9 protein-coding genes are annotated in these 15917 nt (G+C 73.7%); 6 read left to right on the forward strand and 3 right to left on the reverse strand.

Going from position 1 to position 15917, the window contains the following annotated elements:
- The first annotated feature begins 58 nt into the window (after positions 1–58).
- From F8O02_RS06675 to F8O02_RS06690, 4 genes are all read left to right on the forward strand, one after another.
- A complete protein-coding gene (locus F8O02_RS06675) occupies positions 59–907 on the forward strand; it encodes an ABC transporter ATP-binding protein (protein WP_158036460.1) in 849 nt (282 codons plus the stop codon).
- A complete protein-coding gene (locus F8O02_RS06680; RefSeq protein WP_158036461.1) occupies positions 907–3708 on the forward strand; it encodes an FtsX-like permease family protein in 2802 nt (933 codons plus the stop codon). Before F8O02_RS06675 ends, F8O02_RS06680 begins: the two co-directional genes overlap by 1 nt.
- A gap of 151 nt (positions 3709–3859) precedes the next feature.
- The gene (locus F8O02_RS06685) at positions 3860–6241 is read left to right on the forward strand and encodes a hypothetical protein (protein ID WP_158036462.1); all 2382 of its coding nucleotides are present in this window, start codon (positions 3860–3862) and stop codon (positions 6239–6241) included.
- 250 nt (positions 6242–6491) lie between these two features.
- Positions 6492–7517 (forward strand): hypothetical protein, encoded by a 1026-nt coding sequence (locus F8O02_RS06690; protein ID WP_158036463.1) that lies wholly within the window; start codon positions 6492–6494, stop codon positions 7515–7517.
- A 75-nt stretch (positions 7518–7592) separates the two neighbouring features.
- Here F8O02_RS06690 and F8O02_RS06695 read toward each other — a convergent pair whose 3' ends face one another.
- Both F8O02_RS06695 and F8O02_RS06700 read right to left on the reverse strand, forming a co-directional pair.
- Positions 7593–10487 (reverse strand): UPF0182 family membrane protein, encoded by a 2895-nt coding sequence (locus tag F8O02_RS06695; protein WP_179416387.1) that lies wholly within the window; start codon positions 10485–10487, stop codon positions 7593–7595.
- A gap of 248 nt (positions 10488–10735) precedes the next feature.
- Entirely contained in the window at positions 10736–11548 is an 813-nt protein-coding gene (locus F8O02_RS06700; protein WP_179416282.1) for a YlbL family protein, read from the reverse strand.
- Between the two features lie 51 nt (positions 11549–11599).
- Here F8O02_RS06700 and F8O02_RS06705 point away from each other — a divergent pair, with 51 nt between their 5' ends.
- Positions 11600–13000 carry a zinc-dependent metalloprotease gene (locus F8O02_RS06705; RefSeq protein ID WP_158036465.1) on the forward strand — a complete coding sequence of 467 codons (1401 nt, stop codon included), beginning with the start codon at positions 11600–11602 and terminating at the stop codon, positions 12998–13000.
- A 76-nt stretch (positions 13001–13076) separates the two neighbouring features.
- Positions 13077–14087, forward strand: coding sequence for a hypothetical protein (locus F8O02_RS09025; protein WP_179416281.1), 1011 nt, complete (start codon positions 13077–13079; stop codon positions 14085–14087).
- A 35-nt stretch (positions 14088–14122) separates the two neighbouring features.
- On the opposite strand, the gene F8O02_RS09325 is transcribed toward F8O02_RS09025, so the two are convergent.
- Complete coding sequence (locus tag F8O02_RS09325) at positions 14123–15901, reverse strand: ATP-dependent helicase (protein WP_158036466.1); 1779 nt, start codon at positions 15899–15901, stop codon at positions 14123–14125.
- Positions 15902–15917 lie beyond the last annotated feature (16 nt).

Raw genomic sequence — 15917 nt, forward strand, 5'->3', positions numbered from 1 at the left:
GCTCGCTGGCGACGCCGGGGTCCACCGACCGCCGGCCCGCAGACCGTGAGGAGATCCCATGACCACGCTCGCCACCGCACCAGACCCGGGGCAGCGCCCGCAGCGTCCCGAAGCCGACCGGCCGGACGCCGCGTCCCCGGCCGACGCCGCCCGCGCCGGGACGGACCGGATCGCCGTGCGCGCCGAGGACCTCGTGAAGGTCTACGGCCGCGGCGACACGCAGGTGACCGCCATTGACCACGTCGACCTCGTCGTGTCGCGCGGCGAGTTCACCGCGATCATGGGCCCCTCCGGGTCGGGCAAGTCGACCCTCATGCATGTGCTCGCGGGCCTCGACACCGCCACCGACGGCCACGCCTGGATCGGCGACACCGAGGTCACCGGCCTCGGCGACCGGGAGCTCACCCGGCTGCGCCGCGCGCACGTCGGGTTCGTGTTCCAGTCGTTCAACCTCGTGCCGACGCTCACCGCCGAGCAGAACATCACCCTGCCCGCCCGGCTCGCCCGCCAGCGCATCGACCGGTCGTGGCTCGACGAGGTCGTCACCCGGCTCGGCATCGCCGACCGGCTGCGGCACCGGCCCAGCGAGCTCTCCGGTGGCCAGCAGCAGCGCGTGGCGATCGCCCGGGCCCTGCTCACCCGCCCCGACGTCGTCTTCGCCGACGAGCCGACCGGCAACCTCGACAGCGCGAGCGGCACCGAGGTGCTCACCTTGCTGCGCCGCAGCGCCCGCGAGATGGGCCAGACGATCATCATGGTCACCCACGACCCCGTCGCCGCCGCCTACGCCGACCGGGTGCTCGTGTACGCTGACGGGCGCATCGCCCGCGAGGCGCGCGACGCCGATGCGGACGCCATCCTGCGCGCCGTCGCCGAGCTCGGCGCCGTCGAGGGGCTGGTGGACTGATGCTGCGCACCACCCTCGCGAACCTGCGCGCGCACTGGTCGCGCCTGGTCGCCGTCGGCGTCGCGGTGATGCTCGCCGTGGCGTTCGTCAGCGCGACCCTCATGCTCAGCGCGTCGTTCCAGGCGACCCTGCGCTCCGCGTTCGCCGCCGACCTCGCCGGCGCGGACGTCGTGGCCACGCTGTCGAACGACTCCGGCGCGGATGACGCGGCCGGCTCGGACGCGGGCTCGGCTGACACCGGGTCGGCCGGTGCTGACGGGACCGCCGCGACCGCGACGTTCACCGCCGCCCAGGCCGACCGCGTGCGCGCCCTGCCCGAGATCGACGAGGCGGCGCTCGTGCGCACCGCCACCCTTCCTGCGCGCATCGGCGACCAGACCGAGTACCTGCAGGCGGCGATGGACCTGCCGGCCGGACTGCGCGCGCATCCACTCAGCGACGGCGCGTGGGCCGCGAGCGCCGACGAGCTGACGATGGACGCCGCAGCCGCGAACCGGCTGGGCCTCGCCATCGGCGACACGGTGACCGTGACCACGCCGACCCTCCCCGCGACGAGCGGCGCGGACGCGACGGACGGATCAGCGGACGCCGACGACGTATCGGACGCACCGGCCGGAGGGTCGCCCGCCGCTCCGGGTGCCATGACGAGCGGCGGAACGGCGTTCACGATCGTCGGGCTCACCGAGGCGAACACGTCGCCGCTGGCCGCCCAGCTGCCCGGGGTGACGCTCACCGAGGCGGGGCTCGCCCGCGCGGTCGGCGCCGATGCCGCATCCCTCGACAGCCTCGCGCCGGCCGGCACGATCATCGCGTCCACCGCATCCGGCGTCACCGAGACCGATGCGGTGCAGTCCGTCGGCGACGTGCTCGGCGCGCAGGCGACCGTGCGCGGCGTCGACCAGTACGTCACCGACCAGGTGAAGACCCTCACCGGCGACACCGACGCACTGACCGGGATGCTGCTCGTGTTCGCGGTGATCGCCCTGCTCGTCGCGGTGCTCGTCATCGCCAACACGTTCTCGGTGATCGTCGCCCAGCGCACCCGCGAGCTCGCGCTGCTGCGCTGCCTCGGTGCGAGCCGCGGCCAGGTGCGCCGGTCGGTGCTGCTGGAGGCGGTCGTGATGAGCGTCGTCGCCTCCGCCGCGGGCGTCGGCCTCGCCGCGGCGCTCATGTCGGGCGTCGTCGCGCTCTCCCGCTCCGGCGACACCGGTCTGCTCGACCAGCTCGCGGTGCCCCCCTCGGCGGTGATCACGGGGATGCTCGCCGGCGTGCTCGTCACGGTGCTCGCCGCCTGGCGGCCGGCGATGGCAGCGACCCGGGTGGCCCCGCTGGCCGCCCTGCGCCCGGCCGAGGACGCGGGTGTGCGCTCCCGCGGCGGGCGGGTGCGGCTCGGGGTCGGCGTCGCCCTGCTCGCCCTCGGTGTCGTGCTGCAGCTGTGGGGCCTGCGGGTCGCCCGCGCCGACGTCGGTCTCGACGGCGCGCAGGCGGCACTCGCGAACGGCCTCACCCTGGGGGTGACCGGCTCGGTGCTCGTGATCGTCGGCGTGCTCGTGCTCGCGGTGTTCATCGTGCCGCCGCTGGTGCGCGCGATCGGGGCGCTCGTCGCCTGGACGGGCGTGCCCGCGCGGATGGCGGTGCTCAACGCGACCCGTGATCCCAGGCGCACCGCGGCCACCGCGTCCGCCCTGCTGATCGGTGTGACGCTCGTGACCACGGTGTTCACCGGGGCGAGCGTGGCCCGGGCGACGCTCACCGACGCGATCCAGACGGCCCGCCCGTTCGACATCGTCGTCTCGCTCGACGCGACGAGCCGGGCGGACTCCGCAGGCGCGGCCGACGATGCCACCGGCACCGACGACGCATGGACGGCCGGTCAGCTCGACCGCATCGCCGACCTCGACGGGGTGACGGACGCGGAGGCCGTGCGCGGCATCCTGCCCGACGCCCAGATGTACGCAGACCCGGCCGTGCCCGAAGACGGCACGCTCACCCAGCTGGAGGCGATCGATCCGGCGGCCTGGGCCCGCGCGTCCGACGGCCGGATGCCGGAGACCGCGGACGGGCAGGTGAGCGTCGTGGAGGGCACCGTGGACGGCGACAGCGTGACCGTCGCCGCGTCCGCGGACGCCACGGATGCGGCCATGGTGGCCCTGCCGGTGCACACCGTCAAGCGCAGCGCGTTCGCCGCGCTGACCACCCCGGCGACGCTCGCCGAGGTCGCGGAGCAGCTCGACCGGCCGATCGTGACCACCCAGCTGATCGTGCGGCTCACCCCCGACCTCGACCAGGGGCAGGTGCAGCAGGTCGTCGGCCAGATCGCCGAGGGGCTCGGCGACAGCGTGGTCTCGCCCGTGCAGCTGGAGAAGCAGGCGTACCAGCAGGTCATCGACGTGCTGCTGTCGATCGTCACCGGCCTGCTCGCGGTGGCCGTGGTGATCGCGGTGCTCGGTGTGACGAACACCCTGTCGCTGTCGGTCATCGAGCGCACCCGCGAGAACGCGCTGCTGCGCGCGCTCGGCCTCACCCGCGGCCAGCTGCGGGGGATGCTGGGCGTCGAGTCGGTGCTCGTCGCCGTGGTCGCGACGGTGCTCGCGATCGCGATCGGCACCGGATGCGGGCTGCTCGGCAGCGCGATCCTGTTCGGGCAGACGCTCGGCGGCACGGCGGTCAGCTGGACGCTGCCGTGGGGCACGTACGCGCTGTTCCTGGCGATCGCGGTGGTCGTCGGCCTCGCCGCATCGCTGCTGCCGGCCCGGCGGGCGGCCCGGCTCTCGCCAGTGGCGGGACTGCAGACCGAGTAGCCGGTCACCCCGGCTCCCCCGCGGCCGCGCCCCGCTCCACAGGAGGGGGACGCGGCCGCAGTCATGCACAAGCGCGGGCCCCGCCCTCCCCGGTGCGGGCCGGCGTCCATAGCCTCATGCCGACCCGCACACCGGCAGAGAGGCCAACGCCATGACCGACCGAACCCGCCCCCGCGTCGATGACCGAACCGGCGCCGATGACCGAGCCCGGCGCGACCGCATCCACGCGGCGGCCTCAGACCGCCCGACCGGCCCCGCCAGCGCGGCCGGGCCCGGCGTCCGCCCGCCCGGCGAGGCGGCGCCTCCCGGCGCCCCGTCCGCCGGTCTGGCGCCCGCACGTCGCGCGCTCGGATTGCTGCTCGCCATGCTGACCGCACTGGCCGCGCTGACCACCGCCGTCACCCCGCCCCCGGCGCAGGCGGCGCGGGCCGTCGCCACGCATGCGGGCCGCTACGAGACGGTCCACGACCAGGTCTGGAACGGCTCGTACCGACTCGATGACGGCCGGATCGTGTGGTGCGCCTTCGATCCGCATCATCCGGGGCCGCTCACCGGCGACGCCGAGTACAGCGAGTGGTCGGCGACGGAGACCTTCCTCAGTGGCAACGGCGTGATGATGGATCAGGCGGTCACGGCCCGCGCCGCGTACGTGCTCGCCCGCTGGGGCGACACCACCGACGAGCGGGAGGCCCGGGCCGTCTATCGGGTGCTCCACGAGCACACGGGCGTCGGCTTCTGGGTGCCGCAGGGGCGCGATCTGACCGCGGATGTCGCCGATCTCGCCGACTGGATGTGGGCGCAGGCCGATCGCGGGCTGGGCCCGCACCGGCTCGACGACCCCGACCTGCGGGTGCACGACGACGGGCAGCGCGCGACCGTCCGGCTGAGCCTGCCGCGCTCCGCGGCCGACGAGCCGCACCCCGGCACGGTCACCGCCACGATCGACGGACCGGCCGTGTGGGAGGCGACCGGCACCGACCGCCTCGACGTCGACGCGGACGGCGAGCACCGGCTGCGCGCGACCGGCGACGGCCAGGTCACCGTGGCCGTCAGCGGCGAGGTGCCGACCGGACGGCTGCTCGTCGCCAGCCCGGTGACCCCGGGCCCGCAGCGCGTCGTCTCCGCCGGTGAGCGAACCCCGATCACCGCCCGGGCCACGGCCACCGTGCGCACCACGTTCCAGCCGGTCGCCACGACTCGGGCCACGACGTGGAATCCTGCGACGAGCCCCGCCGGCGCCGGCCCCGCGCCAGGTGACCGGCTGGAGGACACGCTCGACGTGCGCGCCGACGACGGCGTGTGGCTCGCCGACCCGGACACCGACGAGCCGGTGCCGGCGACGTTCCGCGTCGACTGGTACCGAGCCGACCGGGCCATGCCGGCCTCCGCGAGCGTCCCCGACGGCGTCGAGCACGTCGCCCGCACCCTGGTGACCGCGCCCGGCCCGGGCACGATCACCGCGACGTCGCCCGACCCCGTCGACCGGCCGGGCTGGTACTACCCGGTCGTCTCCCTGCTGCACGAGGACCAGCCGGATCAGCTGCGCGCCCGGTTCCGCGCCGACTGGGTCTCCGGCTTCCACGACACCGACGAGCAGACGATCGCTCCGTGGCGGCCCGCGGTGAGCACGGTCACCTCCGCGATCGCCGACGGGATGATCGCCGACACGATCACCGTCACGGGCAACGACCCGACCGCCACGCTGTCGGTTGTCTCCGAGCTGTGGATGGCCGACGACGCCCCCACGGAGTCCGGCACCGCGGGACCCCCGGCCGACGCCGAGCGGCTGGCCGCCGTGACCACCGCGGTGACGGGGAACACGACGGTGACGACCGAGCCCGTGGCGATCCCGTGGACCCGGTTCCTCGAACGGCAGACCTGGCCGTCGCTGTACTGGGTCGAGCGGATCGAGCGCACGGCGAGCACGGAGACGTGGACGGGCCGGCACCTTATCGCTGCCGAGACCGTGCGCCCGCAGCGGCCCACCGCGACGACCACGACCGCCGACCGGGTCGCCCTCGGCCAGCCTGTGCACGACCGGGCCGTCGTGACCGGCGACGTGCCTTCCGGCGGTGCCGAGGCGGTGACCGCCGAGCTCGGCTTCTCGCTGTACCGGTTCGACGACTCCACCGACGGCGAGGCCCAGCCCGTGTGTGAGACGCCGACCTGGCGACAGGAGCCCGCCGTGACGATCGACGGCCCCGGCACGGTGGACTCCGCGGCGACGACCCCGACGGTCGCGGGCACCTACGGGTGGCGGCATCACCTGCAAGTGCGCGTGCCCGCCACGGCGGAGGCGCCCGAGCGGGTGATCCCGCTCGAGGACGGCGCCTGCGGCGTCGAGAACGAGACCGTGGTCGTCACGGCACACCCGACCCCGGTGACCGAGACGGAGCCTGAGCCCACAGGACTCGCGGCGACCGGGCTGCCCGCGGGAGCCGCCGCGCTGGTCGCGGGTGCGGCGACCTTGCTGGTCGGCGGCGGGGTGACAGGTGCCATCGCCGCACGACGAGGCCGGCGGGGCGCACGGTAACCTGTCCCCGGCCGGGGTGACGCGGCCGGAAGGGGTGGGAGACGCCATGACGACGCCGACGAACCGCCCGCCGTCCCGACCGATCCGGTCGGGCGGCGGGCAGCCGCACCCGGGGCGTCCCACGGGATGGGCTGCCACCGGACTGCCCTGCAGCACTCAGCCCGCCTCGGGGCGGCCGTACCGGCAGACGCTCCCCGGCCAGACCGCACCCGGTCAAACTGCACCCTGGCAGACCGCACCAGGCCCGTCCATGACGGGACGCCCCGGCTGCACACCGCCGGTGACGCCACCCCGGCACCGCCGGCGCTGGCCGCTCGTGCTGGTCGCCGTGCTCACCGCGCTCGCCGTCGCCGCCGGGCTCCTCGCCTGGCTCGACCGCGACGCCCTGCCCGATCGCATCCACGCCCTGTTCGCCCAGACCGATCCCGAGGTCACGCAGCTGGCCGACCGCGTGCAGCTGACCGATCGGGCGAGTCTGCGGCTGACCGCGACCGACCCCGAGCTGCTCGAGGCCGACGCCTTCACCACGGTCTGTCCGTCCAGCACCGAGGACAGCGCCGTGCTCGGCTGCTACACGGGCGACGACCGCATCCACATCTCGAACATCACCGACGCCCGCTTCGACGGCATCCGCGAGGTGACGCTGGCGCACGAGCTGCTGCACGCGATGTGGTCCCGGTATGACCAGGGCACCCGCGACCAGCTCTCCGCACGACTCGAGGCCGCCTGGACGCGCGTGGCCACCCCCGATCTGGAGAGCCGGCTTGACGTGTACGAGACCGCCGAGCCCGGAGAGCGTGCCAACGAGCTGCACAGCATCCTCGGCACCGAGGTCGCCGACCTCGGCGACGACGAGCTGGAGCAGCACTACACGACCGTGTTCGCCGACCGGCAGGCCGTCGTCGCGCTGCACGCCGGCTATCAGGCGCAGTTCGACGAGAACCAGCACCGCCTCGACGAGCTGAGGCCCCGGATCGAGGCCGATCGCGCCGCTCTCGAGGCGCGCAGCCAGGCGCACGATGAGGCGCTGGCACGGTACGAGCGCGACAGCGCGGCCCTCGAGGCGCGACGGTCGTCCGTCGACCGCGGCGACCCCGCCCAGGTGAACGCGTTCAACGCCAAACTCGACCGGCTGCGCGCCCGGCAGACGACACTGAACGCTGAGGCCGACGCGATCAACAGCGACGCCGCCGACCTCAACGCCCGCATCGACGAGTACAACACGCTCGTCGGCAGTCGACGCGAGCTGTTCGCCGCGATCACCGCCGGCAGCTGACCACCCGCTCCGACCCGGCGGACGACCGGTCGGTGGCCCGGGACGTCACCGCCCGGAACCCGCCGACCGGGGGGCTCATCCCTCGGCGTTGATCGCCCGCTGCAGCGCATCCTGCAGCTTCTGATCGGCGGTGCCGTACGCGGCCCAATCACCAGAGACCCGGGCCTTCTCGCGCTCGTCGAGCGCCGCCTTCGCATCCTGCAGCGCCTGCGCGACCGTCGGATTCGCGGCGGCGCCGTCGGACGACGCCCCGCCTTGTGCGCCGGACTGGTCGGTCTGTCCGCCCGTGCCACCGCTGGAGGCGCTCGTGGTGCCGCCGCTCTGGTCGATGGCCGCACCGGAGTCGCCGCCGAAGATGTCATCGAGCGCCTGGTCGAGCGTGTCCTCGAACGCCACCTTGTCGCCGAACGCGACGAGGATCTTGCGCAGCAGCGGATACGAGGTCTCACCGGTCGAGCGCACGTACACCGGCTGCACGTACAGCAGCCCGCCCCCGACCGGCAGGGTGAGCAGATTGCCGCTCGTGACCGTCGTCTGGCCCTGGCGCAGCAGGTTCAACTGGGTCGAGACGGTGTTGTCCGAGTCGAACATGTTCTGCACCTGGCCGGGCCCGGGCACGTTCGTCTCGCTCGGCAGTCGCAGCAGGGTGAGTCGGCCGTAGTCGTCCGAGACCTCGCCGGTCGTGGAACCGGCGTCGCCGTCGGCGGCCAGATACCCGCGCAGCACGTTGCGCGACCCGCCCGACGACTGCTGGATCGGGATGAACGTGCTGTACAGGGTGAAGGCCGTCTCGTCCTGTCCGGGCAGGCGCATGGACAGGTAGTACGGCGGCTGCTTCGCCGACGTGTCCGTGCTCGCCTGCGGGTCGGCCGGCACCTGCCAGGCATCCTGCTTCGAGTAGAACGAGCCGGCGTCGGTGACGTGATAGGTGCCGAGGACGTTGCGCTGCGCCTTGAACAGGTCGGTCGGGTAGCGCACATGCGACAGCAGTTGGGCGCTCATCTCGCTGATCGGCTGCACCGTGTTCGGAAACACCCGCTGCCAGGCCGAGAGCACCGGGTCGTCGGTGTCCCACGCGTACAGTGTGACCGAGCCGTCATAGGCGTCCACCGTCGCCTTCACCGAGTTGCGCATGTAGTTGATCGTGTCGGTCGCCGGCGTGCCCGTTGTCGACGACCCGCCATCGTTGATCGCCTGCCGGTAGCTCTGCTGCTGCGAGTACGGGTACTGGTCGGAGGTCGTGTACCCGTCGACGATCCACTTCACCCGCCCGTCGACGATCGCCGGGTAGACGTCCTGGTCAAGTGTCAGGTACGGGGCGACCTTCTTGACCCGCTCGACGGGGTCGCGCTCGTAGAGAATCTGTGACTCGTCGCTGACCGCGTTCGAGGTGAGGATCTCGATCGACCCGAACTTCAACGCGTACAGCAGTCGGGTCAGCCCGTCGCCCAGCCTCGGGCCGCCATCGCCCTGGAAGGTCGTGTACGTCTGTTCCTGGTCCGAGTCGGACTGGTCACCGCCGGATTCCGTCGAGGTCGCCCCGGACGGGTAGTCGAGCTCGCGATCATCGCCGCCGCCGACGATCGAGTACCGCGGCGACTTCTCGCCGAAGTAGATGCGCGGCTCGAAGTCGCCGAGGTCGCCCGAGGTGGGGATGCCGCTCTCGTAGAAGACCGGCTTGCCGTCGGAGGTGGTGCGATTGCCGTACGCGGCGACGACCCCATAGCCGTGCGTGTACACGATCGCGTTGTTGTACCAGGAGTCGTTCTGCTGCTGGCTGAGCTCGCGCACCGCGAGCACCGTGTCCGTCGTCTCCCCGTCGATCTCGTACCGGTCGACGTCGAGCTGCGAGCCGAACTGGTAGTACTGCTTGTACTGCTGCAGCTGACGGAACGTGTCGCTGACGAGATCCGGGTCGAGCAGCCGGATGGACGCGGTGGTCTCCACGTCCGAGCGCAGCGCGCCCGCCTGGGCATCGGTGACCGCGTCGTACTGTTCCACGTCGACGTCATCGACCCCGTACGCGGTGCGGGTCGCATCGATGTTGCGCTGCAGGTACTCGCCCTCGAGCTCCCGCTCGCTCGGCTGCACCACGAACGTCTGCATGCCCCAGGGCACCACGACCCCCACGACGATCGAGGCGACCATGAGCACCGCCGCGCCGACCAGCGGCACCCGCCAGCGTCCCGTCGCCGCCGCGACGACGAACCCGATCGCCACGAGCACCGCGACGGCCGCGAGGATCGCCCGCCCCGGGATTACCGCGTTCACCCCCGTGTACGTGCCACCGGTATACAGCCCGCTGCTGTCGGTGAGCGTCTCGTAGCGCTGCAGCCACAGGCTCGCCGCCTGCAGCGCTACATACACCGCGACGACCACGCCGAGCTGAATGCGCGTGCTTTTGGCGATGCGCAGCCGACGCTGCTCGAAGCGGATCGAGCCGTACAGGTACGAGACCACGATGGTGAGGATCGCGCACAGCACCGCCACGAACAACAGGTACGAGACGACCTTTCGGTAGAAGGGCAGCTGGAAGAGGTAGAACGACAGATCGATGCCGAACTGCGGGTCGGTCGTCCCCGTCGACTCCCCGTTCGCCCACAGCGCCGCGTCGCTCCAGTGGCTCGCGGACACGACCGCGCCGAACACGCCGAACAGCACCGGCAGCCCCCCCGTGATGCCGCCGCGCAGCGGCTCGAGCGCCTGCTGGTACTGATCGAGGGTCGCGTTGACCCGCACGTACGTCGGCCGGCTGCGGAACGCGAACCACAGGCTCGCCCACACCGGCGCGGCCAGGGCCAGAAACCCCGCCAGCGCCATGCCGCCGCCGAGCACCCACTGTTTCGTCAGCACCGACAGGAACCCGACCTGCCGGTACCACAGCACGTCCGTCCACACCGCGCTCGCGACGGTCAGCAACGCGATGATCCCAGCGAGCACGAGGACGCTGACGAGCACGACCCGGCGCATGCGGTGGGACTGGCCCGGCTGAGGGCGGCCTGGGGCGGATGCTGCGGGGCGGGGATCGGACACGATGCGGACTCCTCACGTGGTGGCTGCGGACGCGGCGCCCCCGGCCGGGGTCGACCTGGCGCCCGGCGTGCCGGGACGTCGGACGGACGTCAGCCCAGTCTATGCGCAGCCGGGGACGCGGCCGACGCTGTTCGCGCTGGGCGACATGGGCCGGGCCGGGCCATGGCGTCCGCGCCCGGTCGCGGTCACCGCTCGCACTGCGGCAGGCCGTCGGCGCTCTTGGTCACCGCGATCTGTTCGAGCGCGGTGACCGCGTCGTCCAGGGTATCCACGGAGAGCACCGTCATCTGGGCGGGGATCGCGCCGCGCAGGTCGTCGCAGTTGCCGCTCGGAGCGAGGAACCACTGCGCGCCCCGGTCGCGGGCGGCGAGGATCTTCTGCCGGATGCCGCCGATGCGGCCGACCGCACCCTGCGCGTCGATCGTGCCGGTGCCGGCGATGGACTGCCCGCCGGTGAGCGACTCGGTGCCGAGCTTGTCGATGATCGCCAGCGCGAACATGAGCCCGGCGCTGGGGCCGCCCACGTCGTCGAGGTGGATGGAGATCTGCGGGGCGGTGGCGGGGTCGGTGTACCCCAGCCGGTCGAGCGCCGCGGTGATCGCGTCCTGCTGCGAGGCCGTCATCTCCCGCTCGGTGCGCGCGTCCTCCTCCTCGGCGGAGGTGCCCGGCTGGTAGACGAGGTCCATCGGGAGCACCGCCCGATCCGGGTCGGCCCAGGCGACGAGCGTCTGCACCCAGGTCGGCTGCGCGGCGGGCGAGCCGACGACGTTGACGGTGAGCATGTACAGGCTGCCACTGGTGGGATGCGTCGCCGCGCCGGTGATCTCGACGACCGGCCGACCGGTGCTCCCCTCAGAGGTGGAGACGGTGCCGAGGGTGTCGTAGGCAGGCCCCTCCTGCTCGATCACGTAGGGGCTTGGGGTCAGCGCGGACACGACGAGCGCGCCGCTCGCGATCAGCGTCACGAGCCGGCCCAGACGTTGACGCACGATCGGCATGGCGACAATTACCCTAGTGTACCGTTGAGACCGACGCCAAGGAGGTCTGCCATGGATTCGCCTCGGAATCCCTCGGAATCGCATGACTCGGAACCGCACGACGATCGCCCGGAGGACGAGTTCCAGCGTCTGCTGCGCCAGATGCTCTCCGGCGACGGCGAGGGCCTCGCGAAGGCGACCGGCCTGCCCGTCGACCCCGCCGCGATCGCGTCCATCCTCGCCTCCGTCCAGCACGCCGCGACCTCCGACGAGATCGATTGGGCCCCGGCCCGCGAGCGCGCCGTGCAGGTGGCCCGCGCTCAGGAGGTGGCGCTCACCGATGACGACCGCGAGCACGCCCGCCGCGCCTTCGACATCGCCCGGCTGTGGCTCGGCGAGGCCACGGCGCTCGAGACCGCGGCGGCGGACCGCGTCATGAGCCGCTCGGAGTGGGCGTCGTCGAGCATGCCGTTCTGGCAGACGCTGTGCGAGCCCGTCGCCGGCAGCGTCGCCCGGGCGCTCACCGACGCGCTGCAGCGCAACCTGCCCGTCGAGCTGCAGCCGATGATGACGCAGGCCGCCGGCATGATGCGCGCGATGGCCACAGGAGTCTTCGTCGTCCAGCTCGGCCAGGTCGTCGGCCAGCTCGCCGGCGAGACAGTGTCGGCCGACGAGATCGGCCTGCCCGTGGTGAGCGGCGCTCCCGCCCTGCTGCCACAGAATGTGCACGCCTTCTCGCAGGGGCTCGAGGTGCCCGTCGAGGAGATCGTGATCTTCCTGGCCGCCCGCGAGCTGGCGCACGCGGCGCTCTTCCGGCACGCACCGTGGCTGACCAGCGACCTGACCAGCGCGATCACCGCCTACGCGCGCGGCATCGAGATCGATGCGACCCGCATCGAGACGCTCGGCCGCGGGATCGACCCGGCCGACGCGGAGGCGCTCAGACGCGTCATCGAGGGAGGCGAGCTCATCCCGCCGCGCACTCAGGAGCAGGAGGCGGCCCTCGCCCGCATCGAGACGCTGCTGGCGCTCGTCGAGGGCTGGGTCGACACCGTCACGCAGACGGCCGTGCAGCGGCTGCCCCACCGTGCCGCGATCGCCGAGACGGTCATCCGCCGGCGCGCGCTGGGCGGCCCGGCCGAGCACGCGTTCGGCACGCTCGTGGGCCTCGAGTTCCGTCCCCGGCAGCTGCGCCTGGCGGCCGCGCTGTGGCGCACGGTCACCGACGAGCTCGGCGCCGACGAGCGCGACGCGCTGTGGCGGCATCCCGATCTGCTGCCGACGGCAGACGACCTCGCCGATCCGGCAGCGTTCGTCGCCCGCGCCCGCGGCGACGAGGAGACCGACTTCGACCGGGATCTCGCCCGTCTGCTCGATGGCGACCTGCCCGCCTCGCCGCGCGCGGAGGGCCCCGACGACCCGGACGACGCGGGGGACGACGCCACCGGCGACGCGGGCTCGCCGCGCGCCTGACCGACCGCCGCGCTGCGCGCCGCCGCCCTGTGGACGGCCGCATGCGCCCGCACTCGCGCCGACCGACAATCGCGGCATGGTCGAGTTCCTCCAGCTGCACCCCGCCGTCCCCGTCCTGCGCCGCTCGGACGGCCGCATCCAGGTGGGCGTCGTCGACCCGCTGCTCCTCGCCGACCCGAGCCTCGGGCCGGTGCTCGCCGCACTGCGCCGCGGGCAGCGTCTGGCCGATCTGGCCGGGCTGGCGGCGGACGCGTCCATCACCCCCGACGCACTGACCGACCTGCTCGCTGCGCTCGGCGACCGCTGCCAGCCGACGCCGCGGCCGCTCCCCCTGCACCGCCGCTGGCCCGTGCCACGCACCCGGTCGCTGTGCGCGCACGCCCGGCTCGCCGAGCGGCTCGCCCGGGACGTGGTGCTCGTCTCGGGCGATGGGCCGATCGCGGCAGGGCTCGTGGCGGTGCTCGCCGCGTCCGGGGTGCGGCGCATCCGCCGTCTGCCCGACCCCACCCGGCTCGACGAGGCGGTCACCCGGCCGGGGCGTGACGAGCCGGCGCCGCCCGAGTTCGCGCTGCGGCATCCCACGGTGCCGGGCGCCTGGCCGGCATGCGAGCACGAGATCGCCCGCCGGCACACGCTGCGCCTGCTCGGGCCAGCCGAGGAGCCGCAGGCGGCCTCCGCGATCGCGGTCGTGGTGCGCGAGGGGCCGCCGCATCCGCTGCAGTGGCGACCGCTGCTGCGCGACGACGTGCCGCATCTGAGCGTGTCGACCGAGCCGGACGGCGCGGTCGTCGTCGGCCCGCTCGTGCGCCCGGGCGTCACCGGGTGCCTCGGCTGCGCCGACCAGCACGCGCGCGACCGCGACCCGGATCACGCGCTCGTGTGCGACCAGCGATGGCGGCATCCCGGCGCGGCCCCGGCCCCGGCGGACGTCGCGATCGCCTGCGGTCTGGCCGCTCGGACGCTGCTCGACGCGGAGTCCGACGTGTCTGATGGCGCCGTGCCGCTGCCGGTGGCCGTGCGGGACGGGGCGCTCCTGCCCCGCGCGCATGCGGCGCATCCGCGGTGTCTGTGCCGTGACCCGGCGTGATCCGGCGGCCCGGCGCAGCGCCCCAGTGGCGAGGCTCAGCGCCCCGACCGGCCAGATCCCCAGGGCCAGTCTGGATGTCCCTGCCGACCCCCGCCCGGCCGCCGGCCCGCCGCGCCCCGTCCCGGCACGACGCCGTCCACCGGGGGCAGCAGGCGCGAGGGCCGGGAGCGCCGCCCGCCCATCCGCAGCGGCGCCCACAGGTGCAGGGTCTGCCGCGCCCGGGTGACGCCCACGTACAGCAGCCGGCGCTCCTCGGCGACGACCGTGGGGTCGGTCACCCCGCCGTAGGGCAGGTAGTCGTCGTTGAGGCCGACCAGGTGCACGTGATCCCATTCCAGGCCCTTCGCGGCGTGGATCGTGGAGAGCAGCACGGTCTCGGTGCGCGGCGGATGCCGCTGCTCGCGCCGCTCCCGCAGCTCGCGGTCGAGCACGGCCAGCGACGTCCCCTCGCCGAGCTCGAGGCCGAGCCGCCGCAGCGCGTCGAGCGACTCCCACCGCTCCCGCTGCGCGCTGGTCTCCTGCGGGGGCCGCGGCTGCCAGCCGACCTGCGCCAGGGCACGCTCGAGGGCCGGCTGTGCAGGCGAGGCGGGCGCGGCGGCCGCCGCGACCCCGACGAGCAGCAGCGCGTCAACGACCTCGCGGCGCGAGAAGAACGGCTTCGCGCTGCGCAGCTGGTAGGGCACCCCGGCGTCCGCGAGCGCCTGCTCGTACCGGGCGGTCTGCCCGTTGACGCGCATGAGCACGGCGATCTCGGCGGGCGAGGCGCCCTCGGCGATCTGCCGGGTGATCGCGGCGGCGACCCGCTGCGCCTCGACGCCCTCGTCGGGTGAGACGGCCAGCTGCGGCGCGGGCCCGGGCTGGTCGGCCTCCAACCGCACCGCCCCGGGCTGGGCGGCCATCACCTGGTTGGCGAGGTCGACGATCGGCCGGGTGGAGCGGTAGTCGTGGCGCATCTCGATCGTCACCGCGCCGGGCAGCTCCCGGTCGAAGTCGAGCAGGTAGCGGGGGTCGGCGCCGGAGAACGAGTAGATCGTCTGGCTCGGATCGCCGACGACGCAGAGATCCCGGCGACGCCCCATCCACTCGCGCAGCAGGTCGTGCTGCACCGGCGAGACGTCCTGGTACTCGTCGACGACGAAGAACCGGTACTGGTCGCGCACCTCGTCGGCGACGGTGGGCTCCTGTCGCAGCATCCCCGTCATCGCGAGCAGCACGTCCTCGAAGTCGATCGTGTGCCGCTGCTCCTTGAGCCGCTCGTAGCGCATCATCACCGCGGCGATCTGGTCGTCCTGCAGGCCGTCGACGTGCGCGTGCTCCGACAGCGTCCACTGCTCGACGGTCAGCGAGCGCACCTTGCGCCACTCGATCTGCGCCGAGAGGTCGCGCAGCCGGGCCGTGTCGAGGTCGTCGATGCCGCAGGCGGTCGCCGCCTCGGCGATGACGGGTGCCTTCGTGGTCAGCAGGTTCGGCAGCCGGGTGCCGAGCACGCGCGGCCAGAAGTGGCGCAGCTGGGCGAGGGCCGCGGCGTGGAACGTGCGGGCGGCGACCGGGGGCAGGCCCAGCCGCTGCAGGCGCAGGCGCATCTCGGCGGCGGCCCGGCTCGTGAACGTCAGCGCGAGCACGGCGTGCGGCTGGTAGATCTGCTCACGGATGCCCCAGGCGATGCGGTGGGTGATCGCGCGGGTCTTGCCGGTGCCGGCGCCGGCGAGCACCCGCACGGGGCCGGTGAGGGCCTCGGCGACCCGGCGCTGCTGGGCGTCGAGCCCGGCCAGCAGGTCCCCCGCGGGCTGCGTGGCGGTCTCGGCGTGCGGCATCCTCGTCCTCTACTCT

This window comes from Pseudoclavibacter caeni (assembly GCF_008831125.1).
Taxonomy (GTDB): Bacteria; Actinomycetota; Actinomycetes; order Actinomycetales; family Microbacteriaceae; genus Pseudoclavibacter_A; species Pseudoclavibacter_A caeni.

Excerpts from the sequence above, each read along its gene's own strand:
- F8O02_RS06675 (WP_158036460.1), top strand. The coding sequence starts at position 59 with ATGACCACGCTCGCCACCGCACCAGACCCGGGGCAGCGCCCGCAGCGT.
- F8O02_RS06680 (WP_158036461.1), top strand. The coding sequence starts at position 907 with ATGCTGCGCACCACCCTCGCGAACCTGCGCGCGCACTGGTCGCGCCTG.
- F8O02_RS06685 (WP_158036462.1), top strand. The coding sequence starts at position 3,860 with ATGACCGACCGAACCCGCCCCCGCGTCGATGACCGAACCGGCGCCGAT.
- F8O02_RS06690 (WP_158036463.1), top strand. The coding sequence starts at position 6,492 with ATGACGGGACGCCCCGGCTGCACACCGCCGGTGACGCCACCCCGGCAC.
- F8O02_RS06695 (WP_179416387.1), bottom strand. The coding sequence starts at position 10,487 with ATGCGCCGGGTCGTGCTCGTCAGCGTCCTCGTGCTCGCTGGGATCATC.
- F8O02_RS06700 (WP_179416282.1), bottom strand. The coding sequence starts at position 11,548 with ATGCCGATCGTGCGTCAACGTCTGGGCCGGCTCGTGACGCTGATCGCG.
- F8O02_RS06705 (WP_158036465.1), top strand. The coding sequence starts at position 11,600 with ATGGATTCGCCTCGGAATCCCTCGGAATCGCATGACTCGGAACCGCAC.
- F8O02_RS09025 (WP_179416281.1), top strand. The coding sequence starts at position 13,077 with ATGGTCGAGTTCCTCCAGCTGCACCCCGCCGTCCCCGTCCTGCGCCGC.
- F8O02_RS09325 (WP_158036466.1), bottom strand. The coding sequence starts at position 15,901 with ATGCCGCACGCCGAGACCGCCACGCAGCCCGCGGGGGACCTGCTGGCC.